This is a genomic window from Kitasatospora sp. NPDC059146, assembly GCF_042786665.1.
Lineage (GTDB): Bacteria > Actinomycetota > Actinomycetes > Streptomycetales > Streptomycetaceae > Kitasatospora.
The window spans coordinates 31,850-55,669 of sequence record NZ_JBHZCY010000046.1; the positions used below are offsets into that span (position 1 = coordinate 31,850).

24 protein-coding genes and 1 pseudogene are annotated in these 23,820 nt (G+C 74.4%); 9 read left to right on the forward strand and 16 right to left on the reverse strand.

Annotated elements, in window-relative coordinates; all coding sequences use genetic code 11:
- Positions 1–47 precede the first annotated feature (47 nt).
- The 6 genes from ACFXPX_RS20750 to ACFXPX_RS20775 form a co-directional block, all read right to left on the reverse strand.
- Positions 48–1,181 (reverse strand): FAD-dependent monooxygenase, encoded by a 1,134-nt coding sequence (locus ACFXPX_RS20750; RefSeq protein ID WP_380587038.1) that lies wholly within the window; start codon positions 1,179–1,181, stop codon positions 48–50.
- A 47-nt stretch (positions 1,182–1,228) separates the two neighbouring features.
- Complete coding sequence (locus ACFXPX_RS20755) at positions 1,229–1,843, reverse strand: ATP/GTP-binding protein (protein WP_380523097.1); 615 nt, start codon at positions 1,841–1,843, stop codon at positions 1,229–1,231.
- Between the two features lie 3 nt (positions 1,844–1,846).
- Positions 1,847–2,212, reverse strand: a complete 366-nt coding sequence (locus tag ACFXPX_RS20760) for a DUF742 domain-containing protein (RefSeq protein WP_375895482.1) — start codon at positions 2,210–2,212, stop codon at positions 1,847–1,849.
- Between the two features lie 104 nt (positions 2,213–2,316).
- A complete protein-coding gene (locus ACFXPX_RS20765) occupies positions 2,317–2,763 on the reverse strand; it encodes a roadblock/LC7 domain-containing protein (RefSeq protein WP_375895420.1) in 447 nt (148 codons plus the stop codon).
- Positions 2,763–5,660 (reverse strand): nitrate- and nitrite sensing domain-containing protein, encoded by a 2,898-nt coding sequence (locus ACFXPX_RS20770; protein WP_380642685.1) that lies wholly within the window; start codon positions 5,658–5,660, stop codon positions 2,763–2,765. The genes ACFXPX_RS20765 and ACFXPX_RS20770 overlap by 1 nt, the downstream gene beginning before the upstream one ends.
- Before the next feature lie 502 nt (positions 5,661–6,162).
- Positions 6,163–6,852: a FadR/GntR family transcriptional regulator gene (locus tag ACFXPX_RS20775; RefSeq protein WP_380523166.1), complete on the reverse strand. Its 690-nt coding sequence runs from the start codon at positions 6,850–6,852 to the stop codon at positions 6,163–6,165.
- Between the two features lie 290 nt (positions 6,853–7,142).
- On the opposite strand from ACFXPX_RS20775, the gene ACFXPX_RS20780 reads away from it, so the two are divergent.
- From ACFXPX_RS20780 to ACFXPX_RS20800, 5 genes and pseudogenes are all read left to right on the forward strand, one after another.
- Positions 7,143–8,912, forward strand: a complete 1,770-nt coding sequence (locus tag ACFXPX_RS20780) for a 2-isopropylmalate synthase (protein WP_380642687.1) — start codon at positions 7,143–7,145, stop codon at positions 8,910–8,912.
- A 7-nt stretch (positions 8,913–8,919) separates the two neighbouring features.
- Positions 8,920–9,429 (forward strand): YbaK/EbsC family protein, encoded by a 510-nt coding sequence (locus ACFXPX_RS20785; protein ID WP_380523101.1) that lies wholly within the window; start codon positions 8,920–8,922, stop codon positions 9,427–9,429.
- A gap of 302 nt (positions 9,430–9,731) precedes the next feature.
- Positions 9,732–10,118, forward strand: a pseudogene (locus ACFXPX_RS20790) (peptidoglycan-binding protein); the annotation flags it as partial.
- 12 nt (positions 10,119–10,130) lie between these two features.
- Positions 10,131–10,619, forward strand: a complete 489-nt coding sequence (locus ACFXPX_RS20795; RefSeq protein ID WP_375892119.1) for a peptidoglycan-binding protein — start codon at positions 10,131–10,133, stop codon at positions 10,617–10,619.
- A 209-nt stretch (positions 10,620–10,828) separates the two neighbouring features.
- Positions 10,829–11,125, forward strand: coding sequence for a DUF1330 domain-containing protein (locus ACFXPX_RS20800; RefSeq protein ID WP_375892109.1), 297 nt, complete (start codon positions 10,829–10,831; stop codon positions 11,123–11,125).
- A 54-nt stretch (positions 11,126–11,179) separates the two neighbouring features.
- On the opposite strand, the gene ACFXPX_RS20805 is transcribed toward ACFXPX_RS20800, so the two are convergent.
- The 3 genes from ACFXPX_RS20805 to ACFXPX_RS20815 form a co-directional block, all read right to left on the reverse strand.
- Positions 11,180–11,854: an O-methyltransferase gene (locus tag ACFXPX_RS20805; RefSeq protein WP_380642689.1), complete on the reverse strand. Its 675-nt coding sequence runs from the start codon at positions 11,852–11,854 to the stop codon at positions 11,180–11,182.
- 39 nt (positions 11,855–11,893) lie between these two features.
- Positions 11,894–12,886 (reverse strand): HEAT repeat domain-containing protein, encoded by a 993-nt coding sequence (locus ACFXPX_RS20810; protein WP_380642691.1) that lies wholly within the window; start codon positions 12,884–12,886, stop codon positions 11,894–11,896.
- A gap of 112 nt (positions 12,887–12,998) precedes the next feature.
- Positions 12,999–14,567 (reverse strand): MFS transporter, encoded by a 1,569-nt coding sequence (locus ACFXPX_RS20815; RefSeq protein ID WP_380642719.1) that lies wholly within the window; start codon positions 14,565–14,567, stop codon positions 12,999–13,001.
- A 157-nt stretch (positions 14,568–14,724) separates the two neighbouring features.
- Between ACFXPX_RS20815 and ACFXPX_RS20820 the strand changes: the two genes are divergently transcribed.
- Positions 14,725–15,717 carry an Lrp/AsnC family transcriptional regulator gene (locus ACFXPX_RS20820; RefSeq protein ID WP_380642693.1) on the forward strand — a complete coding sequence of 331 codons (993 nt, stop codon included), beginning with the start codon at positions 14,725–14,727 and terminating at the stop codon, positions 15,715–15,717.
- 55 nt (positions 15,718–15,772) lie between these two features.
- Here the strand turns inward: ACFXPX_RS20820 and ACFXPX_RS20825 are convergent, their stop codons facing one another.
- From ACFXPX_RS20825 to ACFXPX_RS20840, 4 genes are all read right to left on the reverse strand, one after another.
- A complete protein-coding gene (locus ACFXPX_RS20825) occupies positions 15,773–16,252 on the reverse strand; it encodes an RICIN domain-containing protein (RefSeq protein ID WP_380523104.1) in 480 nt (159 codons plus the stop codon).
- Positions 16,253–16,481: 229 nt separating this feature from the next.
- The gene (locus ACFXPX_RS20830) at positions 16,482–16,961 is read right to left on the reverse strand and encodes an RICIN domain-containing protein (protein ID WP_380587021.1); all 480 of its coding nucleotides are present in this window, start codon (positions 16,959–16,961) and stop codon (positions 16,482–16,484) included.
- Between the two features lie 276 nt (positions 16,962–17,237).
- The gene (locus tag ACFXPX_RS20835; RefSeq protein ID WP_380642695.1) at positions 17,238–17,927 is read right to left on the reverse strand and encodes an alpha/beta fold hydrolase; all 690 of its coding nucleotides are present in this window, start codon (positions 17,925–17,927) and stop codon (positions 17,238–17,240) included.
- A gap of 123 nt (positions 17,928–18,050) precedes the next feature.
- A complete protein-coding gene (locus ACFXPX_RS20840; protein WP_380642697.1) occupies positions 18,051–18,749 on the reverse strand; it encodes a glyoxalase in 699 nt (232 codons plus the stop codon).
- A 140-nt stretch (positions 18,750–18,889) separates the two neighbouring features.
- Here ACFXPX_RS20840 and ACFXPX_RS20845 point away from each other — a divergent pair, with 140 nt between their 5' ends.
- Entirely contained in the window at positions 18,890–19,129 is a 240-nt protein-coding gene (locus tag ACFXPX_RS20845) for a hypothetical protein (protein ID WP_380523108.1), read from the forward strand.
- Positions 19,130–19,137: 8 nt separating this feature from the next.
- On the opposite strand, the gene ACFXPX_RS20850 is transcribed toward ACFXPX_RS20845, so the two are convergent.
- Entirely contained in the window at positions 19,138–20,307 is a 1,170-nt protein-coding gene (locus ACFXPX_RS20850) for a PQQ-binding-like beta-propeller repeat protein (RefSeq protein WP_380523109.1), read from the reverse strand.
- 108 nt (positions 20,308–20,415) lie between these two features.
- Between ACFXPX_RS20850 and ACFXPX_RS20855 the strand changes: the two genes are divergently transcribed.
- Positions 20,416–20,805 (forward strand): VOC family protein, encoded by a 390-nt coding sequence (locus tag ACFXPX_RS20855; protein ID WP_375892092.1) that lies wholly within the window; start codon positions 20,416–20,418, stop codon positions 20,803–20,805.
- A gap of 41 nt (positions 20,806–20,846) precedes the next feature.
- Here the strand turns inward: ACFXPX_RS20855 and ACFXPX_RS20860 are convergent, their stop codons facing one another.
- The gene (locus ACFXPX_RS20860) at positions 20,847–21,743 is read right to left on the reverse strand and encodes an aldo/keto reductase (RefSeq protein WP_380642699.1); all 897 of its coding nucleotides are present in this window, start codon (positions 21,741–21,743) and stop codon (positions 20,847–20,849) included.
- A complete protein-coding gene (locus tag ACFXPX_RS20865) occupies positions 21,740–22,633 on the reverse strand; it encodes an NAD-dependent epimerase/dehydratase family protein (RefSeq protein WP_380642701.1) in 894 nt (297 codons plus the stop codon). Before ACFXPX_RS20865 ends, ACFXPX_RS20860 begins: the two co-directional genes overlap by 4 nt.
- 182 nt (positions 22,634–22,815) lie before the next feature.
- On the opposite strand from ACFXPX_RS20865, the gene ACFXPX_RS20870 reads away from it, so the two are divergent.
- Positions 22,816–23,739, forward strand: coding sequence for a LysR family transcriptional regulator (locus ACFXPX_RS20870; RefSeq protein WP_380642703.1), 924 nt, complete (start codon positions 22,816–22,818; stop codon positions 23,737–23,739).
- Positions 23,740–23,820: the final 81 nt, after the last annotated feature.

Here is a 23,820-nt window from a genome sequence, read left to right on the forward strand (position 1 = left end):
CCGGACGGTTCCGGCAGGGCACGGGGTCACGACGCGAGGCGACCGGCTCAGTACGGCTTGACGAGGACGTGCGCGGCGCCCGGGATGCCGATCTTGAGCAGCTCGTCCTCCTCCGGGGTGGTCGGCGTGCCGGTCTCCTGCTTGAGGACGGCGCGGGACAGCGACTGCACCCACATGGCGCGCGGGCGGCGGCGCGCCTCCCAGGCGGTGAGGGCGGCCGGGACGTCGGACGCCGCGTCGAGGCTCTCGGCGAGGACGAGGGCGTCCTCGACGGCCATCGCGGCGCCCTGGGCGAGGTGCGGGGTGGAGGCGTGGGCGGCGTCGCCGGCGAGGACGACGCGGCCGACGTGCCAGGGCTCCTCGACGGTGACCTGGGAGATCCGGGAGTAGACCACGGCGGCCGGGTCGGTGACCTGGGCGAGGGCCTCGGCGATGGGGCCGCCGAAGCCGGCCAGCCGCTCGTGGAGCTGCTCGTGGGCGCGCTCCGGGTCCGGGCGGAAGTCCTCGGCCTCGGCGAACACCGAGCCCAGGTACATGAGTTCCTCGCTGATCGGGGTGAGCAGCGCCTTGGCCTTCAGGTTGCCGGCGGACATCACCACGCCCTTGACCTCGGGCGAACGCGGCAGGGTGACGCGCCAGTTGGCGAAGCCGGTGTACTCGGGGGCGTACCGGTCGCCGTACAGGTGCCGGCGCAGCGGCGAGCCGATGCCGTCGAAGCCGACGACCAGGTCGTAGCGGCCGCCGTGGCCGTCGGTGAGGGTGACGTCGACCCCGGTGCCGTCGTCGGTGAGCTCCGAGATCGTGGTCCCGAAGCGGACCTCGGCGCCGGCCGAGGTGGCGGCGGCGGCCAGTACCCGGGCCAGGGCGGGGCGCGGTATGCCGTTGTTGGAGGGGGCGTCGCCCATCCGGGGCTGGGGGATCTGCGCGAGGGTGGTGCCGGCCGGGTCGCAGATGGTCAGCACCTCCCACTCGAAGCCGACGGCGAGGCACTCGTCCAGCACGCCGATCTCGCGCATCACGTGCAGGGCGTTGGACGGCTGGATGATGCCGACGCCCAGGGCCTCCAGCCCGTCGCGCAGTTCGGCGACGTCGACGTGGTGGCCGCGCCGGGCGAGGGCGGTGGCGAGGGTGAGGCCGCCGATGCCGCCGCCGTGGACGAGGACGCGCAGGGGTGTGGTCATGGAAGGGTGCTCCAGAGTACGGGGCTCGAGCGGGGGCTCGAACGGGCTCAGCCGACGGGGGTGGCGGCGAGGTCCATCAGGTGGTCGACCAGGGCGAGCAGCAGGTCGCGGCCGAAGCCGCGCTCGCGTACGTCGCCGATCAGCATCGGGACCTGCGGGTCGAGGTCGAGGGCGGCCCGGATCTCCTCCGGGGTGCGGGTGTTGTGGCTGTGGAAGCAGTTGATGGCGACCACGAACGGGATGCCGCGGCTCTCGAAGAAGTCGATCGAGGCGAAGCTGGTGTCGAGCCGCCGGGTGTCGGCGATGACGATGCCGCCGAGGGCGCCGTTGACCAGGTCGTTCCACATGAACCAGAAGCGCTCCTGGCCGGGCGTGCCGAACAGGTAGACCACCAGCTCGGGGCTGACGGTGATCCGGCCGAAGTCGAGGGCGACGGTGGTGGTGTCCTTCTGGTCGACGCCGTCCAGGTCGTCGACGCCGACGCTGGCCGTGGTCAGGTACTCCTCGGTGCGCAGCGGGGTGACCTCGCTGACCGAGCCGACCAGGGTGGTCTTGCCGACGCCGAAGCCGCCCGCGATCAGGATCTTGACCGCGGCGGGGGCGGCGGGGGCGGCGGGGGCCGCGGAGGCGGCAACGGGTGCGGGGGAGTGGGGTGTTGCCATGGTTCAGAGTCTCCGGAGTCCTTCGCGTACGGCCGTGAGCAGGCCGAGGTCCACGCCCCCGGCGGCGCGGGCGACCGAGAGGGGTGCCCGGGCCTTCAGCAGGCCCTGGGCGACGAGGTCGCCCAGCAGGATCTTGGTGACCGAGACCGGGAGGTCCAGGCCGGCCGCGACCTCGGCGACGGCGGCCGGGCGGCGGCAGCGGTCGAGGATCAGCCGGTGTTCGGGCTGGAGGCCGCGGGCGCCGGTGCGGCTGCCCCGCGCCAGGGCCGCGTCGGCCTCCTCCTCGGCCGTGGTGAGCACGGTGATCAGGGTGAGGTCGTCGCGCTCGGGCGCGGTCCGGCCGCGGGTGATGGTGTACGGGCGGACCATGACGCCGGTCTCGTCCTCGGCGTACGGTTCCTCCAGCTCGCTCCAGTGCGGCGTCCGGCCGCGGGCCCGCGGGTCCTCCTCGCCGGTGTGCGGCCCCACCCCGGTCAGCCCCGGGTCCGGGAGGCGAAGACGTCGAAGGACGCGGGGGCGCCCTCGGCGCGGGCCGGGGTGGTGAGCTTCTGGCCGACCTGCTGCACCAGGGTGTGCATGGCGACGGACATCACCTCGGCGTCGACCTCCTGGGAGGCGACCACGGCCAGGTGGGTGCCCTGGGCGGCGGCGATGACGAACAGCCAGCACTCGGCGAGCTCGACGATCACCTGGTGTACCGGCCCGCCGTCGAAGAGCTGGCCGACGCCCCGGGCGAGCGACTGCTGGCCGGTGGCCACGGCGGCGAGGCGCTCGGCGTCGGCGCGCTCGATGGTGCGGGAGTGGCTGACCACGAGGCCGTCGTCGGAGAGCAGGACGGCGTTGCGGGTCCCGGGCACCGAGTCGACGAGTCCGTCCAGCAGCCAGTCCAGGTCCTGGTGGGTGGCGATCGTGCGGTTCATCACTGGTCATCCGTTCGTGTGGTTCGGGGGTCCGCGGCCGGCAGGGCCCAGGGGGAGGGCGCCGACGCGGGGGCGGGGGGACCGGCGGGCGGAGCGGGGGGAGCCGGCGGGGTGGGGCGGGCGGGCAGCGGGTGTTCGCCGCTGTCCTGGGAGCGGGCGGCGCGGGACTGCCGCTGGAAGGCGCCGATGGTGGCGCCGGAACGGCGGACGGGCCGTTCGGTGCCCTGGGGGTACTCGGGACGCTCGGCGCCCTGGGGGTGCTCGGACGGGGCGGCGGCGGGCTGCCCGGCGCCGGGCAGCCCGGCCGCCGGGTCGACCCATTCCTGCCGGGTCGGCGGGGGCACCCGCAGCTCGGCGGCCAGGCTGGCCTGGCGGACGCGCTGGGGCAGCGGCGGCTGGCCGCCCTCGACCTGGCTCACCGGCACGGCGGAGGGGTACTCGCGGTGCCGGCGCCGCTCGGCCAGCCGGTAGTGGTCGGCCGGGCGGTACTGCTCGTCGGCGTACGGGGCCTCGGCCTCGGTGACCCGGGCGTAGGCGATGTCCGGGTAGGCGGGGGCCTCCGGCGCGGGGGTGGCGGTGCCGGTGGCGGGCTGCGCCCCGGCCGGTGCGGCGGCGTAGGCCGGGGCCGGGTCGACGGGGGAGCTGTGCTGGATCGGCTGCTCGTACGACGGCGCCTGCTCGTACGGCTGCGGCGACGCCTGCTGATGGGACTGCGCCGGGAACGGGGCCTCCGGGAACGGCGCTTCCGAGAACGGCGCTTCCGGGAATGCCGCTTCCGAGAACGGTGGTTCCGGGAGCGGGGCTTCCAGTGGCCCCGGCTCCTGGAAGGCCGGGGCGACGCACTGCGCCGGAGCGGCGGTCGCGACCGGTGCGCCGACGCCGGCCCCGAGGCCGACCCCGCCGACCCCGACCGGCAGCTGCTCGAAGGAATCCACCGGTGCGACCGGCGGCCCGACCGCCACGGCCGGCTGGGCCGCCTCGTCGGAGGCGGAGCGCACCGCCCGGCGGGAGCGCCGGACCAGCGGGATGGGTTCGACGGGGGCGGCGTCCGGGAGTCCGGCGTCGCCGTCGATGACCAGCTCGTCGGGGACGAGCACGACCACCCTGGTGCCGCCGAAGGCGGACGGCCGGAACTCGATCCTGAGTCCGGTGAGCGAGGCGAGCCGGGCGACGACGTGGAAGCCGAGCCGGATGTCGTCGGCCCGGGCGAGCACGTCGGTGCGCGGCGGGCGGCTCATCAGCTCGTTGGCCGCGTCGTACTGTTCCGGGTCCATGCCGAGGCCGCGGTCCTCGATCTCGACCGCGAGGCCGCGGCCGACCATGGCGGCCCGGACCTCGACCGGGGTGGGCGGCTTGGAGAAGGTGGTGGCGTTCTCCATCAGCTCGGCGAGCACGTGGGCGACCGGCCCGACGGCCCGTTCGGAGAGCCAGGGGTGGCCCTCGACGTCGATCATGATCCGCCGGTAGTCCTGCACCTCGCCCTGGGCGGAGCGCAGCACGTCCAGCAGCGGGACGGGCTTGCGCCAGCGCCGCTGGGGCTGGCCGCCGGCCATGATGACGAGGTTCTCCTCGTAGCGGCGCAGGCGGGCGGTGAGGTGGTCGAGGTCGAACAGGCCCTCCAGGACCTCCGGGTCCTCGTGCTTGCGCTCCAGTTCGTCGAGCTTGCGCAGCTGGCGCCCGATCAGCAGCTGGGTGCGGCGGGCGATGCGCTGGAGCAGTCGCTCGAAGCCGCGGTGCTGGTCGGCCTGCCGGACGGCGGCCTCCAGGGCGGCGGAGCGGGCCAGGTTGAGGGCCTGGCCGAGGCGGGCGAGTTCGTCGGTGCCGTTGCCGTGCTCGCCGGTGGTGACGGCGCGGCTCGCGGCCTCGGTGTCGACCTGTTCGCCGCGGCCGAGGCGGTCGACCACCTCGGGCAGGGTGCGCTCCATCTCCTCGGCCTGGGTGTGGAGTTCCTTGATGCGGCGGCGCAGCGAGCGGCTGAGCCGCCAGGAGGCGATGACCACCGCGATGACGGTGATCAGGCCGACCACGGCGGTCAGCACGACGCGGGTGAGCAGGCCGAGGATGGTGCCCTTGCCGACCTCGACGATGGCGCCGGTGCGGGCCTCGATGGCCTTGACCAGCTGGGGGTTGAGCTGGTCGACGGCCTGGCGCCACTGGTCCTGGGCGGCGGGCAGTTTGACGGTGCCGTTGGACTCGGCGGCGGTGGGCCGGGTGAGCTGCTGCTCGACGGCGGTCTTGGCCTGCCAGGCGGGGCTGTTCATCAGGTCGTGCCAGGCGGCGGCCTCGCCGTCCGGGACGTACGGGACGACCTGGACGGTGAACAGGTGGTCCTGGGCGCCGATCAGCTGCTGGACCTGCTGGTAGTCGGCGGTGCTGAGCCGGCCGGTGGGCCAGCCGCGGGCCAGGACGGCGTCCTCGCGGGCCAGCATCTCCTTGGCCCAGAAGGAGTTGACCAGGGTCTTGGACACCCAGGTGACCTCGCCCGCGTCGACGTGGCTGAGCGCGGTGAACAGCCGCAGGTCGACGGCGATGAGGTCGGTGTAGTACGTGAAGACGGCCTGCTGGTCGAGGGCGCCCTTGTCGACGGCGGCCCGTTCCTCGGCCAGTTTGCCCATGGCCTGCCGGGCTTCGGCGACGGCGGTGCGGACGTCGTCGGGGGCGTTGTCGGCGGTCTCGCCGGACAGCGCCTGGAACTGGCGCACCGCGTCGTCGGTCAGCTGCCGCTGGTGGCGCAGCTGGTCGGCGTTGCTGCCGGGCCGGGCGAGCGCCTCGGCGCTGAGCCGGCGCTCCTCCTGGAGGTTGTAGTAGACGATGTTGGACGGCTGGCCGGCCTTCTGGGCGAGCATGCCCTGGGCGGCCTGGCGCTGGAAGTCGAAGACGGTCTCACCGCTGGTCACCGCCCAGAGAGCGACCAGGGCCAGGCTGGGGACGACGGCCAGGACGAGCAGCGCCGTCCGCAGGGACAGGCGTGGACGCCTGCGGGGGGTCTTCGGCGTCGGGGGCCGCCGATTCGCACGCGCGCGCAGAGCAGACTCCTTGGGACTGGCGGCCGGCCGGTGAGGGGCGGGCCGTCCGGGCACGGGCTTTTGACGAAGCGATACTAGCCATATCGTGTGATTGGAGTGAAAGCCCGTGTGCCACCTGCGTGGTGCTTGTGCACCAGCCGGACACAATGTCACCCCCGCGTTGACCGTCTGTGTCCGAAGCAGCCGGGTTTGCTCCTGCCTGACACAGTGTCGTCCCCACTCCGGGCCGTTGGGTGGCCGCGGTGTGAAAACTGTGTGACGCCCCCTCCGGAAGACGGCCCGCGCCCTCCGGTGGGTTCAGCGAGGGCCGCCCGCCGGTGACTTCGAGGGGAGCATCCGCCGGTGGGTTCAACGGGGCCGCCCGCCGCTGGGTTCAGTGCGGGCTGAGCAGCCGCGAGCGCGTCGACTCCAGCTCCGCCGCCAGCACCCGCCCCGCCGCCGCCGGATCGCCCTCGTGCAGCGCCCGCACCAGCTCCGCGTGCGAGTCGTACCCCTGGTTCGGATCCCCCTCGCGTAGACCGAACAGTCCGACCAGGGCCACCAGGTGCTCCCGCAGCACCGGCGCGAACTGGGCGAAGAGGTCGTCCAGGACGGGGTTGTGGGCGGCGGCGACGATCGCCGTGTGCAGCGCGATGTCGGCGTCCACGAAGACCGCGTCGTCCGCGCCGCCGGCCGCCAGGCGTGCGGCCAGTGCGGCGTCCACGGCGGCCAGGTCGGTCTCCGTGCGGCGCTCGGCGGCCAGTCGGGCGGCCTGCACCTCGACCATCGTCCGCACCTCGTAGACGTGCGCCAGCTCGGCGGCCCGCAGCCGGGTGGCCCAGTCCCCGGCGGTCGGGCGGTCGGACGTTACGAACACCCCGGCGCCCTGGCGGGCGCGCACCATCCCGGCCGCGGCGAGGGTGCGCAGCGCCTCCCGGACGGTGGAGCGGCCGACGCCCAGCTCCTTGGCGAGCGCGACCTCGCCGGGCAGCCGGCCGCCGACCGGCCACTCGCCCGACCGGATCCGCCGCTCGATCAGTTCGGCGGCCTGGGCGGCGAGGTGGGAGGGGCGGAGCGGGGGCATCGTCGTCACCTGTCAGGTTGTCTGAGGACTTCGGTCATGGTTACCCTACCCGGCATGCAGCCGTGGAGCGCTCTCCTTCTTGGTGGCCGCAGCGGGGCGTGACCTGACCGGCACCCCGCTGCGGGGCGCCGTCCTGCCGGTCCCCGGAACCAGAGCGCGGGAATCCGATCCCGATCCGATCCCGATGATCCGGGCGCGATCCCGATGATCCGATCGTGATCCCGATCCCCGATGATCCGATCCCGCTGCCCGGCTCCGGCACCCGAGTCGAGGACCCCCGAGGACGCCCGATGCGATTCCCGACCCTGCACGCCCCCGCCGGCCCCACCCCGGCCGACGCCCCCGCCTGGAACCCCCAGCGCGGCGGCGCCATGCCCTCCCACCGCTACCGCCCCGCCCACGAGCGGGTCCAGGTGCCCGCCCTGCTGCGCCGCTGGCCCGGCCGCCGGACCGAGCGGGCCCCGCTCTGGGTGCCCGTCGACCTGCGCGACGGCAACCAGGCGCTCGCCGAGCCGATGGACCCGGCGCGCAAGCAGCGGATGTTCGACCTCTTCCTGGCCATGGGCTTCAAGGAGATCGAGGTCGGCTACCCCTCCGCCAGCCGCACCGACTTCGCGTTCGTGCGCCGGCTCGCCGAGACGCCCGGGGCGGTGCCGGAGGACGTCACCGTGGTCGTCTTCACCGCCGCCCGGGCCGACCTGATCGACCGCACCTTCGAGGCCGTCGAGGGCCTGCCGCGCGTCCTCGTCCACCTCTACACCGCCACCGCCCCGCTGTGGCGGGACGTCGTCCTCGGCAAGGACCGGGCCGAGCTGCGGGCGCTGATCACCGCCGCCGCCGAACGGATGGCCCGGCTCGGGGGCGACCGGGACGGCCTGCGGTTCCAGTTCTCGCCCGAGGTGTTCAACCTGACCGAACCGGACTACGTGCTGGAGGTCTGCAACGGCCTGACCGAGCTGTGGGACGCGAGTCCCGACCGGCCGGTGGTCCACAACCTGCCGGCCACCGTCGAGATCGCCACCCCCAACGTCTACGCCGACCAGATCGAGTACCTCGACCGCCACCTGGTCCGGCGCGACAGCGTGATCCTCTCCGTCCACCCCCACAACGACCGGGGCACCGGCGTCGCCTGCGCCGAACTGGCCGTGCTGGCCGGCGCCCAGCGGGTCGAGGGCTGCCTGTTCGGCAACGGCGAGCGCACCGGCAACGTCGACCTGGTCACCCTGGCGCTCAACCTGCACACCCAGGGCGTCGACCCGATGCTCGACCTGTCCGACATCGACACGATCCGCCGCACCGTCGAACACTGCAACCGGCTGCCCGTGCACGAACGCCACCCCTACGCGGGGGACCTGGTGCACACCGCCTTCTCCGGCACCCACCAGGACGCCATCAAGAAGGGCTTCGCCCGGCACGCGCGGACCGCCGCCGAACTCGGCCTGCCCGAACGGGAGGCGCCCTGGTCGGTGCCGTACCTGCCGATCGACCCGGCCGACCTCGGGCGCGACTACGAGGCGGTGATCCGGGTCAACAGCCAGTCCGGCAAGGGCGGCATCGCCTACCTGCTGCAGAGCGCCGCCGGACTGGAGCTGCCCCGGCGGCTGCAGATCGAGTTCGCCCGGGTCGTCCAGGAGGCCGTCGACGACAGCGGGCGGGAGGTGACCGGCGAGGAGCTGTACGCGCTGTTCCGGGCCGAGTACCTGGACGCCGGTGCCGCCCGCGCCTGGCGGGTCGACGGCGGCCGGGCCGAGGTGGACGGCCGCCCGGGCCGCGGTGCCGGGCCGGTGGACGCCGTCGCGGACGCGGTGGGGGTGGAGGTGCTCTCCTTCACCGAGCACAAGGTCGGGGGCAGCCCGGACGCGATCGCCTACGTCGAGGCCCGGGCGGGCGACGGCGCGGTGGTCTGGGGCGTCGGACGCGACGCCTCGGTGCTCACGGCCGGCGTACGGGCGGTGCTCAGCGCCGCCGCCCGCGCGGCCGCCCGCGCGGCCGCCCGCGCGGCGTCCGGAACGGCGTCCGGGATGGCGTCCGGGGTGGCTTCCGGACGCGGAAAGGCATGATGGGGCGATGAGTTCACCCCTTCCCGCACGAAGCGTCGCGGTCGCCGAGGCACTGGCGGCCGCCGGCGTCACCGGTGAGATCCTCGTCCTGCCCGACTCCGCCCGCACCGCGGCCGAGGCCGCCGCCGCCCTCGGCTGCGAGGTCGGGGCGATCGCCAACAGCCTGGTGTTCACCTGCGACGGCGAACCCCTGCTGGTGATGACCAGCGGCGCCCACCGGGTCGACACCGCCCACCTGGCGGCGGAGTTGGGCGCGGGCCGGATCACCCGGGCCTCCGCCGACCAGGTCCGCGAGGCCACCGGCCAGGCCATCGGCGGCGTCGCCCCCACCGGGCACCCGGCGCCGCTGCGGACCGTCGTCGACACCGCGCTGCGGCAGTACGAGGTGCTGTGGGCGGCGGCCGGGCACCCGCACACCGTGGTGCCGATGACGTACCAGGAGCTGCTGCGGGTCACCGGCGGCGCGGCGACGGCCGTGGTGCCGCCGTCGGAGCCGAGCGCGGCGGCCGACGGCTGACGGCCGGTAGCCGGGCTCGCAACGGCCCACCGCCGTCCCGGCGGTGGGCCGTCGCCGTGCGGCGCGTCCCTGGGACGCCCGGGACGCCGGGGGCACCCGGGCCGCAGACGGGTCCCGGGGCGGACGGCGTCCCAGGGACGGGGAAGCGCTAGCGGGACGCCGTCGGCGGCTCCTAGCGTCTCCCCACGGCGGCCGGTCGCGGCCGACGGCCGTCCGGCGCCGCCGATCCCCTCTCCTGCGCTCCGCGCTCAGTCAGTCAGTGAGGAACCGTCATGAAACGCATCTCGGCCATCGTCGCCGCGATGTTCGCCGCGCTGCTCGCGGCCGTGCTCGTCGCTCCGGCCGCCCAGGCCGCGAGCTGGCCGCTGGTCCGCAGCGGTGACCGCGGTGACAACGTCACCACCGTCCAGTACCTGCTGTCCGCCCGCGGCTTCGCGACCGGCGTCGACGGCGACTTCGGCCCCGGCACCGAGGGCAAGGTCAAGGCCTTCCAGCAGTCCGCCGGCCTGAACCCGGTCGACGGCATCGTCGGCGGCGACACCTGGTCCAAGCTGATCGTCACGGTCCGCAACGGCGACAACGGCGACGCCGTCAAGGCCCTCCAGGTCCAGCTGAACGCCCACGGCGCCGGCCTCGCCGTCGACGGTGCCTTCGGCCCCGGCACCGACGGCAAGGTGCGCGCCTTCCAGCAGAGCGCCGGCCTGAACCCGGTCGACGGCATCGTCGGCCCGGCGACCTGGGGCGCCCTGCTCGGCGGTGGCGGCAGCACTGGCGGTTCCGGTGGCGGCAGCGGTGACAAGCTCACCCAGTCGCAGGCCGCCTCGATCTTCTCGTCCGCCGGCATCACCTGGTCGTCCTCGGGCGGCTGCTCGGACCGCAACAACAGCAGCTGCACCTCCTTCGACGGCCTGCGCCGCGCCTCGGCCGACGGCGCCGTCAACTTCAAGCGGGCCAGCAACTGCGCGGTGAACATCACCGGTGGCACCGAGGCCGGCCACGCCAGCGGCACCTACAGCCACGGCACCGGCTACAAGCTGGACTTCGGCATCACGAGCTGCATCACCAACTACATCCACGGCAACTTCTCGCACAGCGGCACCCGCGGCGACGGCGCCGACCTGTGGACCGCCCCCTCCGGCAACATCTTCGCCAACGAGGGCAGCCACTGGGACGTCACCTTCATGAACTGACGCCTGCGGAGCGCTTCCTGAGCGGCGCACCCTGCTGGGGCAGGGCCACCGGAAACCCTCCGGTGGCCCTGCCCCGTCGCGTTGGGGGCGGCCTGGTACCCGGGCGCGGCCCGCCGGACCCCGCCCGCAGGGCGCCGTCCGCGACGGGGACACTGGGGTACGGGCCGTCCACCGGGCCGGCCCCTTCGCAGAGTTGACGAGGAGCCGACGTGCCCGCCCTGCTCATCCTGAACTACGACGTCACCGACCCTGAGCGCCTGGAGGCCTACCGCCAGGGCGCCGCCGCCGTCCTGCTGGGCCCCGCGGAGCTGGTCGCCAGCACCGACCGGACGGTCCACCTGGGCGAGGGCGGTCGCCCGCCCGGTGGCAGCCACACCGTGGTGCTGCGCTTCGCCGACGCCGAACAGGCCCACGCCGCTTACGCGTCGGACGCCTACCGGGGCCTGCTGGAGGAGCGCCTGGCGGCCACCGTCCCGTTCACGGCGATGATCGTGCCCGCCCTCTGACCCCGCCCCCCGACCCCTCCCTCCGTCGGGCACCGCACCGGGCACCGCGTCCGGTTACCGCACCCGGCGGACGACGGTGAAGCCGTCCCAGCCCTTGGCGCCGACCGTCTGGAGCGCCGTGGCCTCCAGGCGGTCGTCCGCGGCGATGTCCGCGAGGACGGTGCGCACGCCCCGGACCCGGTCGTCGTCGCTGTCCGGGTCCGTGACGGCGCCGTTGCGCACCACGTTGTCGATGACGATCACGCTGCCGGGGCGGGTCAGCGCCAGGGAGGCCTTCAAGTAGGCCGGGTTGCTGGGCTTGTCGGCGTCGATGAAGACGAAGTCGTACGGCTCGGTGCCGGCCTCGACCAGCTGCTCGGCCGACTTGAGCGCGGGGCCGGTGCGGAGGTCGACCCGCTCGGCGACGCCCGCCCGGCGCAGGTTGTCGGCCGCGACCGCGGCGTTCTGCGGCTCCAGCTCCAGGGTGGTGACGTGGCCGTCCCCGCCGACGGCGCGGGCCAGCCAGATCGTGCTGTACCCGGCCAGCGTGCCGAACTCCAGCACCCGCCGGGCGCCGCTCATCCCGCACAACAGGGCCAGCAGCTTCCCCTGGTTCGCCGCGACCTCGGCCTGCGGCATCGTCGTCGCCCCGCCGGACCGCCGGGCGTGCACCAGCGCCTCGTCCTCGGGGACGAGGGTGTCGACGAAGTAGGCGTCGACCTCGCGCCAGGCCTGTTCGGATGCGTACATGCCGTCGTTCCTCCCCAGCGGTGGTCCCGGCCGCTCGGGTCAGTCGGCGAGCCAGGCGAAGTCCTCAGGATGGCGCATCTGGTGCAGGCAGACCAACAGCCCGTTCCTCTCGTCGAGGTCCTCGACGGCGTCCAGCCAGGGGACGGCGGCGAGGAGTTCCACCAGGTCGTCGGTGACGGCGGTGTCGAGGAAGGCGTCGAGGTCGGCGGGTATCGGGTCGTCGGTCAGGCAGAGCCAGGCGAGGGCGGCGCCGACCCGGACCTCCGGCGGGCGGGCCTCGTCCCGCCACCAGGCGTGCAGGAGCGCGGTGGTGGCCGGATCACGCGTCTCCCAGGCGAGTTGACCGAGCGCCAGGACGAGGGAGGCGCGCACTGCCGGGTCCTCCTCGACGGCGAGGCGCCCGTGCAGCACGGCCGCGACCACGGGCGCCGGGGGCGGCACGACCGCTGCGGCCTGGGCGACGGCGTGGCGGACCTCCGGGTCCGGGTCGTCCAGCAGGTGGAGCAGCAGCGCCGCGTCCGCGGCCACGGCCGAACGGGCCGCCTCGATCGACCGGTTGGCCAGGCTGCCGTCCTGCTCGTACCGGGGCCGGTCCGCCGGGAGGCCGACGCGCAGCAGGCCGCCACGCGTCCCGTCGCCCCACGGCATCCGGTGGGCCACCGACGCCGTCAGCCGCACCAGCGAAGCGCGGTGCCGGGGGTGCGCGAAGGCGACGCGCAGCAGGAAGGGGACGGCCAGGGCGCCGGCCGTGGAGGTGCCGCCCTGGTGGGCGAGGCGGTTCCACAGCGTGGCGAGGGCTCCCTCGGAGGCCCTCGCGTCACCCAGGCGGACGGTCTCCAGCAGGGCGGGGACGTCCTGGGCCGAGCCGTAGGCGTGGTCGAACCGGGCCCAGGGCACCGCGTCGTAGCGCAGGTCGTCCTTGACCACCCGCGGTATCGCGGCCACGACCGGGCGCACGTCCTCACGCTCGGGCAGCGTGCCCGCCCAGCCCTTCGCGGCCGGTGCCGACGTCTCGGTCCCGATCCACCCCACAGCAGTTCCCCGTCCCGCAGACCAGTTGGTGCACACCCTTCCTCACATGTGCCACCGACAACCCGAAGGGCTGCCGGTGGCGAAGGTGGTGATGCTGGGGGATCGGGCGGCGTCAGGGCGCGGGCACCGGCTCCCGGTCGGTGGCCGGGGCGGTGCGCGGCGCCGGGGTCCGGGGCGGCGCCGGGCGGAGCAGGACGGCGCAGGCGAGGGCGGCCAGCAGGGCGAGCGAGGCCGCGACGACCAGGCAGAGCCGCAGGCCGTCCAGGAAGGAGCCGCTGAGCGCCGTCAGGGCCTGGCCGGTGGCCGGGCCGAGGTCCAGTCCGGCGACGGCGCCGAGGCCCTGCTCGCGGGCGACGTCGACGACGTGGCCGGCGGTCGCGGCCGGTACCCCGGCGTCCGTGAGCCGGCCGGGCAGGGCGTCCACGGCCCGGGTGGTCAGCAGGGCGCCGAGCACGGCCGGGCCGAGGGCGCCGCCGACCTGGCGGAAGGCGTTGTTGCCGGCCGCGGCCATGCCCGCCAGGTGGTGCGGGACGGCGGAGACGGCGGTGGCGGTCATCGGGGTGAGCACGGCGCCCAGGCCGAGCCCGAGCAGCAGCAGCCGCCAGGCGATCGAGCCGAAGGAGGTGTGGGCGTCGAGGTTCGTCAGCGACAGCAGCGAGCCCGCCGTGACGACCAGGCCGGAGGTGATCAGGACCCGGGCGGACACCCGGTGCATCAGGCGCCCGACGGGCAGGCTGGCGGCCAGCGACGCCCCGGTCACCATGACCATCCGCAGGGCCGCCTGGAGGGTGGTCAGGTGCTGCACCAGGCCGAAGTACAGGCTGAGCGCGAAGAAGAAGCCGATCAGACCCAGGAAACTGATCATGGCGACCAGCGAGGTGGCGGTGAAGGCCGGGCTGCGGAACAGGGCGGGGTCGATCATCGGACTCGCGCTGCGCCGCTCCACGGCGACGAAGACGACCGCGGCGAGCGCACCCAGCACCAGGGCGGCCACCGTGGCGGGCTCGCCGAAGCCGTTCGCGCCGCCCTCGATGACGCCGTAGACCACGGCGGTGACGGCCACGGCCGCGCTGATCTGTCCCGGCCAGTCGAGCCGACGGCCGTGCGGGGCGCGCGAGTCGGGCAGCAGGAACGCGGCGACGGCCAGCACGACCAGCGACACCGGGACGGGCAGCAGGAAGATCCAGCGCCAGGCGACGTGGTCCAGCAGCACGCCCGCGATCAGCGGACCCACGGCCAGCGAGGCCAGCAGGGACATCGCCCACAGCCCGATGAACCTCCCGCGCTCCCGGTGGTCGGGCACCGCGTGGCTGATCAGCGCCAGCGTGGTCGGCAGCAGCGCCGCCGCGCCGAGGCCGGAGGCGGCCTGCCCGGCCCACAGCACCTGGACGGAGTCGGAGCCCAGCGAGACCGCCGCGCCCACCGCGCACAGCGCCATGCCCGCCTGGAACACCCGCTTGCGGCCGTGGACGTCGCCGACCACGCCGGTGGTCAGGATCAGCGCGGCCATCGGCAGCACGAACGCGTCCGACACCCAGGACAGTTGGGCCGTGGTGGCGCCGAGCGCCCGCTGGATCGCGGGCAGGCTGACCGACACGGTGGTCACGGGCAGGTAGGCGACGAAGACGCCCAGGCAGGCCATGACGAGGGTGACGCCCCGTCCGGTCCTGGGGCCTTGCATCGTTGCGGAGTTCACGGAGGTCGTCCTTCGGGTGCGGAGGGTGCGGAGGGTGCGGAGTCGCCGACCAGCTTCACCCCGGCGGGTTCGGGATCCCCGAACGATCTCGGAGGACGTTCCGGAACATCCATTCCGGTGCCGACTGTGTGATGATTCCGCCATGCCCGACGCTCTGGACCGCACGATCATCCACGGACTCCACTACGGCCCGCGGGTCCCCTTCCGCCGCCTCGCCGAGGTCATCGGGGTGTCCGAGCAGACCGTGGCGCGCCGCTACACCGCGCTGCGCCGCAGCGGGGTCCTGCGCGTCGTCGGCCTGAGCTCCGCCGCCGCCCACGGCCGGGCCGAGTGGATCGCCCGCCTGCGCTGCCGACCCGACGCCGTGGGGCCGCTCGCCGACTCCCTCGCCCGCAGGCCCGACGTCGCCTACGTCGGCATCGCCTCCGGCGGTTCGGAGATCAACTGCATCATCCGCTCACCGGCCGGCACCGGCCGCGACGACGTCCTGCTGCGGCAGCTCCCCAAGGCGGCCTCCGTCCTCGACATGAGCGTCGACCTGCTCATCCACCCCTTCGGCCCCGAGCGCGCGGGCGGCTGGACCGGCGGCGAGGGCTCCCTCACCGAGGAGCAGGTCCGCCGGCTCGCCGGGGAGCGTCCCGCCCCCGTCGGCCCCCCGCTCACCCCGACCGACGAGGACCTCCCCCTGCTGGCCGCCCTGGCCGAGGACGGCCGCGCCTCCCACACCCGCCTCGCCGAGGTCACCGGCTGGTCCAAGCCCCGCGTCGCCCGCCGGATGGAGGCCCTGGAGTCCTCCGGCTCGCTGGTCTTCGACATCGACACCATGCCGGAGCGGCTCGGCTACGAACTCAACGCCACCCTCTGGCTCCAGGTCGACCTGTCCGGGCTGCACCGCATCGGCGAGGAGATCAGCCGGCACGACGAGGTCGCCTTCGCCGGGGCCGTCAGCGGCCGGCACAACATCATGGCCGTCGTGTTCTGCAAGGACACCCCGGACTTCTACCGCTACCTGAGCACCCGCCTCGCCCGCATCGAGGGCATCCGCGGCTACGAGATCAGCGTCCGCGTGCGCCGCCTCAAGCAGGCCGCCTCCCTGATCCACCACGGCCGGCTGATCCACCCGGCCCTGGCCTGACGGGTGCTGCGGCGCCGGCCTGCCGGTGGGCGCGGCGGGCCGGGGCCGGTCTGCGCTACTTCTCGTAGGCGGTCCACTGCTGGTTCTGGGAACCGACCGACAGCTCGGTGGTCACCCGCTGGTCCTGCCCGTTGGCCTGGAGGACGTAGTCCAGGTACTTCACGCTGGCGATGGCCGTGGCGTCCACGCTCGGTTCGACGATCCACCGCTGGGCGAGGTTGGTCGCGTCGCAGTTCTGCTGGGTGACGGCCTTGCCGGGGCCGGCGGCAGCGAGGCACTTGCCGTAGTGGGTGCCCTTGATGGTGAAGGTGCCGTTGCCGAGCGGAGTGAGGGTCCAGACCTGGTAGGTGAGGTTGGGGTCGCGGGTCCAGACCTCGCCGCCGAGGTACTCGTCCAGGTTGTTGAAGTCGCTCTGGACCTGGAGGGAAGCGGTGACCGGGACAGCGGCCGAGGCCGTTCCGCAGTTCAGGACGGCGCCGCCGGTGAGGGAGGCGGCCGCCACGAGGGTGGCGACGGCCTTCTGGGTGATGCGCACTGCTTCTCCTAGTTCGAGGGGTCGGCGAGCCCGGGGTGGGCTCGCCCGGCCGCGAAACTAGGGGCGCGAGGTGGGTCGTTTGTGGACGACTCGATGAGGGTAGGCCAACTGGTTCAGGCGTTTCGCTGGGACGGCGCAGCCGTGGCGGTCGCGAGGGTGAGGAAGGCGACCTCGACGGTGCGGTACCGGCCCGCCGCTGGGTGGCGGCGGACCGGTACCTGAAAGGGCGTCACTTCAAGTAGGGGGTCCACTGCTGGTTCGTGGTGCCGAGCGACAACTCGGTGGTGACGGGCCTGTCCAGGCCGTTGGCCTGGAGGACGGTGTCCAGGTACTTCGCGCTCGCGATGGCCGTGAAGTCCAGGCCCGGGTCGAGGTACCACCGTTGGGCGAGGTCGTTCGCGTTGCAGGGCTTCTGGGTGACGTTCGCCCCGAGGCCGTTGCTCGCGATGCACTTGCCGTAGTGGGTGCCCTTGATGGTGAAGCTGCCGTCGCCGAGCGGGGTGAGGGTCCAGTTCTGGTACGTGAAGCTGGGGTCGCGGGTCAGCACGGTGGTGCCGAGGTTCTCGTCCAGGTTGGTGCTGTCGCTCTGGACCTGGAGGGAGGCGGTGACCGGGACGGCGGCCGTGGCGGTCCCGGAGTTGAGGACGGTGAGGCCGGAGAAGGAGACGGCCGCCGCGAGGATCGCGACGGCCTTGTGGGTGATGCGCACTGCTGCTCACTCCTAGATCTAGGTAGTCGCGAGCCCGTTCGGTCGGGCCCGCTCAGCCGCGAAGCTAGGTGGGCGGCGGTGCGGTTCGGCCGCAGCTCGGGAGGTGTCGGCCCGAGTGGTCACGGTGTTTCACCTGGATGGGTCAGCCGATGCCGCCGCCCCCCGATGCCACCTGAACCCGGCCATAGCCGGACTCCCGGCAACTCGCACCCGTGAACCGCGAGGAGTGGGAAGTCGACGCTGCCGACTTCCCGTTCCTCCCGCGTGCCAGGGCCGCTACAGCGCGGCGCGGTACGCCTCCAGGCGCTCGGCCAGTTCCTCCGGGTGGCCGAGCATCGGCAGGTGGTCGCCGGGCATCTCGTCCGGCTCGATGCCGAGCCGCTCGACGGCCAGCCGCCGCATGAACTCCACCGGGAAGAACCGGTCACCGGCCGACAGCAGGACCTCGGTCGGCACCTGCGGCCAGGCGTCCAGCGGCCACGGGTCGCCGAACGGCGCAGCTGCTTGCGGTTGTTGGTGATGCGTCATCAGCTCGGCCGCGAGCTCCGCCGGGGTGTCGTGCAGGTAGAGGGTGACCGGGTCCTCCTCGGTGCCCTCGGGGACGCCCCGCCGCCGGTCGGCCTCCTGCCGGGCCCCGCCGTACCCGGTGGTGTCCCACCACGCGCCCGGCGTCTCGCCCGGGGCCGGGATCTGGGCCTGGAGCATGACCAGCAGGTCCACCGGCACCCGCGCGCACACCAGCGGCCCGGTGAAACCGCCGAACGAGTGCGCCACGACGACGAGTTCGGTCCGGCCTCCGATCGCCCCGACCACCGCGTCCGCGTACGCGCCGAGCCCGGCCGACTCGTCCCCGCACGGCAGGTCCGGTGCGATCACCTCGTGGCCCCGGCCGCGCAACTCGGCGGCCAGCGGCCCCCAGTACCACGCGTCCGCCGCCGCGCCGTGGATCAGTACGTACGTCGCCACCGTGCCCCACCTCCGTCTGCTCGGGAACTCGCCGCTCTCCGGAGCCGGGTGACCCCGTCACAAGCTACCCGCCCGCACCGGCCGCCCATCGGTTCCCACGACGGCCGGGCGGACGGCGGAACCTCAGGGCATGCCCGCCCGGCCACGTTCGGCGTCGGTGAGGTCGAGGGCGTTCAATCGTTGACGCCATCCGTCGACGCCTTCGGTCTCGTCCAACGCAGTGGCGAGCTCGATCAGCGTGGTGAGCGTCCGGGCCGTGTCCACGGGCGGTGCGGTGGGCCCGTGCCTACGCAGGGCGGTGGTGAGGACCCGCAGGGCGGCGCGGTCGTCGTTCTTGAACTCGCTGAGGATCCGGGCGTTGTCGAGGGCCCTGGCCAGCCCGGTGAGCTCCTTCGAGCCGCCGTACTCCAGCCCTGCGGGTTCGTCCCGCTGGATGAAGATGACCGAGTTCCCGGACGGGTCGACCATGGTGAACCGGCTTGCCCCCGGCCGGAACCGGGTGATGCGCGGCCTGCCCTTGGCCGGGACCTTCCCGTAGGCGGCGCGCAGGGCTCTGCTGAACTCGGCGTGGTAGGGCGCGACATCGTCGACCAGGATCAGGCAGCCTCCCACCTCCTCCTGGCCCGGGTCGGTGTTCTTCGGCGGTGTTCCGAAGTGCAGGGCGAAACCGCTCCACTCCAGTGCCAGGTAGAGGTAGGGCCGGGTCTGCTGGAAGGTGACCTCGAACCCCAGCGCCCGGTAGAACTCCAGCGTCTCCTCCACCGAAACGCACGGCATCACCGGCACCGTCGTCTCGTTGGCCCGTATCGTCGCTTCCGTCATGCCCGCCGCCTCTCGCTGTCCGCTCGGCACCACCGCTCCGAGCTTGCCGCAGATCGCGTTTTCGCGCCTATGGGGATCCCGGGGCGGCCGACGGGAAAGCCGGGTGCTCGAACGTCCCGGTCCCGCCTACGATCGCCCGCATGGAGCGACACGTGCCCCGTGGCCTCGGCCCCGTGGACAGTCATGCCGCCCGGTGCTGGGAGCGGGGCGACGCCGGGCACGAGCGGAGCATCCGCCTGCACCCGGTGCATCCCGAACGGAACCTCGCGCGGTACGTCGAGCGGATCGAGGCGGCGGGGTGGCGGCTGGTGGAGCGGACGTACCGGGACGACGGGGCCCACCGCCGGTGTTCGATGCGGTTCGCCCGTGGCGCCGGGTGAGCCCGGCCTCAGGTCAGGGTGCCCAGGGCCTGGAGGCCGGTGCGGCTGCTGCGGTAGACGGTGGAGCCGGCGGCGGCCAGCGAGACGTAGGTGTACCCGGTGCCGGAGCGGAGGTCGTCCGGGGCGTCCTGCCAGCGCGGGCTGCCGGTGGTGAGGTCGAAGGCGAACAGCCGGTCGTCGTTGGTGCCGACGTAGGCGACGCCGTTCGCGGTGGTCATCGAGCTCTCGCCGCGGCCCAGCCCCAGGGTCACGGTGGCCGTCCAACGCGGCTCGCCGGTCTCCGTGTCCATCCCGACGAGCTGCGTCCCGCTGAGGAAGCAGACCGTCCCGTCCGCGGCCGACAGCGGGTGGTTGGTCGCGCCACGCTGCATGCGCTGCCAGCGCACCCGGCCGGTGGCCGCCTCCAGCGAGCAGACCCATGTGGTGGTCGCGGTCCCGCCGGCGTACGTGAGCAGGACGGCGCCCCGGTGGACGACGGGGGTGGTGTTGACGCCGGGGACGGTCTCCTGCACCCAGCGCTGCTCGCCGGTGCGCGCGTCGAAGGCGCGGGCCCCGGCCCCGCCGGTGTACACGGTGTCGCCGTCCGCGGCCAGGAAGTCCCCGGCACCCGACGCCTTGCTCCAGCGCGTTTCGCCGGTGGCCGGGTCGTGGGCGTGCAGTGCGCCCCCGTGGACCGCGAACACGAGGCCGCCGCCGACGGCGACCGGGGTCTGCTCGGCGGGGAGCTCGGCCCACTCCGGCACCGGCACCTGCCAGCGCACCTCGCCGGTGGCGGCGTCCAACGCCTGCAGCCCGGTCGAGGTGGCCGTGTACACCGCGCCGTCGCCCACCGCCGAGGGGCGGCCGCCCAGGTAGGCGGAGACGGCGTCGGGCGAGTCGACCGCCCGGCTCCAGCGGACGGCGCCGGTGCGGGGGTCGAGCGCGCGCAGGTTGCCGTCGGACCCGGAGACGTAGAGGTCCCGCTGCGGGCCGTCGGTCAGGAGGAGCCGCCCGTTCGCGGCCGTCGTGCTCCAGAGCCGGGGGCCGTGCTCGGCGCTCCGGTCCGCCCACCAGCGGGCACCGCCCGCGACGGCGAGCGCGCCGATGCCGCCCGCCGCGCTCAACAGCAGCCGCCTGCGGTTGATCTGGTTGACCTGGGGGCGGGCCGGCGGGTTCTGGGCTGCTGCATCGGGATTCACTCCGTACAGGACTTCGTACCCGCTCGGATGGTTCCCGGCGCGCAACCCGGTGGCGGTCGGCGCGCAACCCGGTGGCGGCCGGCGCGGGAATCGGGGAGGCTCGGGCGCATGGTCTCGGTAGTGCAGAACGTGGCGGTCGACTGTGCGAACGCCTATGAGCTGGCCCGCTTCTGGAGTGAGGTGACGGGCCGACCGCTCGGCCCGGACGACGGGCCCGGCGACGAGGAGGTGGCGGTGATGCTCGCGGAGGGGCCGGTGCTGTACTTCAGTCAGGTGCCCGAGCCGAAGACGGCCAAGAACCGCCTCCACCTGTGCCTGCGCCCGGAGGGCCCGCGCGACCAGGAGGTGGCACGGCTGCTGGAGCTCGGCGCCACCCTCGTCGCCGACCGCCGCGAGCCGGACGGCACCGGGTGGGCGGTGCTCGCGGATCCCGAGGGCAACGAGTTCTGCGTGCTCCGCAGCGCCGCCGAGCGGGCCGCCACGGAGGCGGGGGCCTGAGCCGCCGTTCGACCCCGGCACTACGGGTGTCGTACGGGCGACTACAGGTGCAGTGTCGCCAGTTCCTCGGCCGTCAGCACGAGCCCGGCCGCGGCGGCGGAGTCGCGGACGGAGGCGGGGCGGCGGGCGCCGGGGATCGGCAGGACGCCGGGGGACTGGGCGAGGTGCCAGGCCAGGCAGATCTGCTGGGGGCTGACGCCCCGGGCGCGGGCGAGGGCGTGGAACGGGGTGTCGGTCGCCGGTGCGGCGGCGCCCGGGTCGTCGACGGCGCTGGTGGAGATGCCGCCGAGGGGGCTCCAGGGGAGGAAGGCCAGGCCGAGTGCGGTGCACAGGTCGAGGGTGTCGCGGGTGGCGGTGTACGCCGGGGAGAAACGGTTCTGAACGGAGACCAGGTGCGGGCCGAGGATCTCCCGGGCGGTGCGGATCTGCGCGCAGTCCACGTTGGAGATGCCGACCAGCCGTACCGTCCCCGCGTCCACCAGCTCGCGCAGCGCGCCGACCGAGTCGGCGAAGGGCACGGCCGGGTCGGGCTTGTGCAGCTGGTAGAGGCCGATGGCCTCGACGCCCAGCCGCGCGGCCGAGGCCCGGGCGGCCCGGTGCAGGTGGCGCGGGTCGCCGTCGACCGTCCAACTGCCGTCCCCGGGGCGGCCCCGCCCGCCCTTGGTCGCCACCAGGACGTCGTCGGTGCCGCCGCCGTACGTGGCCAGGGCGCGGGCGACCAGGCGCTCGTTGTGGCCCACCTCGTCCGCGTGCCAGTGGTAGGAGTCGGCGGTGTCGATCAGCGTCACGCCCGCGTCCAGGGCGGCGTGCACGGTGGCGACGGCCTGCTCCTCGGCCGGGCGGCCCTCGACCGACAGGGGCATCGCGCCCAGGCCGATCGCGCCGACGCCGAGGCCGCCGATCCGGCGGGTGGCGGGAGTCGTGGGGAGCGTGCTCATGCGTGGGCCTCCTTGACGGCCTGGGGCAGCCAGTCGGTGACGGGGGAGAAGCGGAAGCCCTGGTGGGCCGCCCGGCCGGTGTCCATCGCGTAGCAGTGGTCGAAGGAGAACGGGGAGTGCGGCCCGCCCGCACCGGCGACGGCCAACTCCGGCTCCCGGCCGACCACCTGGCCGACCACGGCGGACAACTCCCGTACGTCCAGGGCCTCCGGGGAGGCCGCGTTGACCGGGCCGGTGAAGTCCGCCTGCGCGGCCCAGGCCAGGAACCGGGCGATCTCCGGCGCGTGGACGAAGGACGCGCGCTGCGGCGACGGGTGCACGGCCACCGGCAGGCCGCGCCCGATCCGCTCCACGTAGTGCGCCAGCCGACCGGTGAAGTCGGCGCCGCCGAGGACGTGCGCGGTGCGGACGGCGACCAGGTCGAAGGGGGCCAGCCGGGTGAGCAGGGCCTCCGCCTGGCGCTTGCCCTCGGCGTAGTTCTCCGACCGGAACTCCCGCTCGGACCAGGGGAGTCGCAGGTCCACCCGCTCGGCCGACAGATCGAGCGCCTGCTCCGGCAGCGGTGCGCCGCCGGGGCGGCCGAGGTGGGCGTAGACCTCGACGGTGGAGGTGAGCAGGTAGCGCGGGGTGCGGTCGGCGAAGACTCGCGCGGCGACGGCCGCCTGGACGGGCGTGTAGCAGACCTGGTCCACGACGGCGTCGAAGCGCCGGTCGCCGAGCGCGGCGTTCAGCGCGGCCTCGTCGTTGCGGTCGGCGCGCAGGTGGGTCACGCCGTGCGGGGCGGGGACCGAGCCGCGGTTGACCACCGTCACCGCCGCGCCCGCGTCGCGGAGCTCCTCGATCAACTGCCTGCCGAAGTACCGGCTCCCGCCGATCACGCACACGTCCATCGTTCGGATCCCCTCTGTCCGGCCCGGTTCCGTACCGTGCCGTCCCATGCCGTGCCGTCCCGCACCGTGCTGTCCCGCACCGTGCCGCCCCGCCCTCTGCGGGTCGGCTTCGGTGGTCAGCCTGCCGCGCACGGGGCGACAGCAGTAGTGTCGACCTGGAGCCCTCGTCATAAGGAGAACTGTTGATCGACGTCCAGCGGCTGGCCGTACTGCGGGAGGTCGCCCGCCGCGGCAGCTTCAACCAGGCGGCGCAGGCCCTGCACTGCACGCCCTCGGCCGTCTCCCAGCAGGTCGCCGCCCTCGAACGCGGCCTCGGCGCGCCCGTCGTGGAGCGCTCCACCCGAGGTGTCACCCTCACCGACGCGGGCCGCCTCCTGGTCGAGGCGGCCGACGCGATCGCCGCCGAACTCGCCGACACCCGGCAGCGCATCGACCGGCTGACCGCCGAACGGACCGCCCTGACCGTCGCCACCTTCGCCAGCGGCGGCCGCCGCCTGCTGCCCGCGGCGCTCGCCGCCTTCGCCGCCGACCACCCCGAGGTGGAACTCACCGTCCTGGAGGCGGAGCCGGAGGAGAGCCTGCCCGCCGTCCGCGAAGGCCGGGCCGACCTCGCCCTCGCCTACCACCTCGACGGGCCGCCGCCCAGCCGCCCCGGCGACCGCTCCGGCCTGGACTGGACCCCGCTCGGCGCGGACCCGCTGCGGGTCGTCCTGCCCGTCCGGCACCCGGCCGCGATCCGCTACCGGGACCGGCCCGAGCCGCCGCACCTGGCCGAACTCGCCGACCAGCGCTGGATCCTGGGCTGCCGCAAGTCCGCCGGCCAGCTCACCCACCACGCCGCCCTGGCCGGGGTCGAGCTGCGGATCTCCTGCACCGCGACCGACTACGAGTTCGCCCAGTCCCTCGTCCGGGGCGGGATCGGCATCGCCCTCATCCCCGAGATCGGCCTCGCCCCGCACCCCGACCTGGTCGCCCTCCCCCTCGCCGAACCCGGCCCCCGCCGCCACCTCGGCCTCGCCCTCGCCCGCCGCCGCCGGGGCCACCCCGCCCGCCTGGCCGAAGACCTGGCCGCCCACCTGACCGGCCGAGGATCAGGCGGGTCCTGACGCGACGGGCCCTCGCGGCCCGTCGACCCGAGGGAGCCGTTCCCGGCGGCGGGGGCCGTCCACGGCGCAGCCCGCCGGGCT

Coding starts and splice junctions, on each gene's coding strand:
- ACFXPX_RS20815 (WP_380642719.1), bottom strand. CDS start 14,567: ATGCAAGGCCCCAGGACCGGACGGGGCGTCACCCTCGTCATGGCCTGC.
- ACFXPX_RS20855 (WP_375892092.1), top strand. CDS start 20,416: ATGGTCTCGGTAGTGCAGAACGTGGCGGTCGACTGTGCGAACGCCTAT.
- ACFXPX_RS20775 (WP_380523166.1), bottom strand. CDS start 6,852: ATGCCCCCGCTCCGCCCCTCCCACCTCGCCGCCCAGGCCGCCGAACTG.
- ACFXPX_RS20805 (WP_380642689.1), bottom strand. CDS start 11,854: ATGTACGCATCCGAACAGGCCTGGCGCGAGGTCGACGCCTACTTCGTC.
- ACFXPX_RS20750 (WP_380587038.1), bottom strand. CDS start 1,181: ATGACCACACCCCTGCGCGTCCTCGTCCACGGCGGCGGCATCGGCGGC.
- ACFXPX_RS20860 (WP_380642699.1), bottom strand. CDS start 21,743: ATGAGCACGCTCCCCACGACTCCCGCCACCCGCCGGATCGGCGGCCTC.
- ACFXPX_RS20820 (WP_380642693.1), top strand. CDS start 14,725: ATGCCCGACGCTCTGGACCGCACGATCATCCACGGACTCCACTACGGC.
- ACFXPX_RS20780 (WP_380642687.1), top strand. CDS start 7,143: ATGCGATTCCCGACCCTGCACGCCCCCGCCGGCCCCACCCCGGCCGAC.
- ACFXPX_RS20865 (WP_380642701.1), bottom strand. CDS start 22,633: ATGGACGTGTGCGTGATCGGCGGGAGCCGGTACTTCGGCAGGCAGTTG.
- ACFXPX_RS20845 (WP_380523108.1), top strand. CDS start 18,890: ATGGAGCGACACGTGCCCCGTGGCCTCGGCCCCGTGGACAGTCATGCC.
- ACFXPX_RS20765 (WP_375895420.1), bottom strand. CDS start 2,763: ATGAACCGCACGATCGCCACCCACCAGGACCTGGACTGGCTGCTGGAC.
- ACFXPX_RS20785 (WP_380523101.1), top strand. CDS start 8,920: ATGAGTTCACCCCTTCCCGCACGAAGCGTCGCGGTCGCCGAGGCACTG.
- ACFXPX_RS20755 (WP_380523097.1), bottom strand. CDS start 1,843: ATGGCAACACCCCACTCCCCCGCACCCGTTGCCGCCTCCGCGGCCCCC.
- ACFXPX_RS20840 (WP_380642697.1), bottom strand. CDS start 18,749: ATGACGGAAGCGACGATACGGGCCAACGAGACGACGGTGCCGGTGATG.
- ACFXPX_RS20760 (WP_375895482.1), bottom strand. CDS start 2,212: ATGGTCCGCCCGTACACCATCACCCGCGGCCGGACCGCGCCCGAGCGC.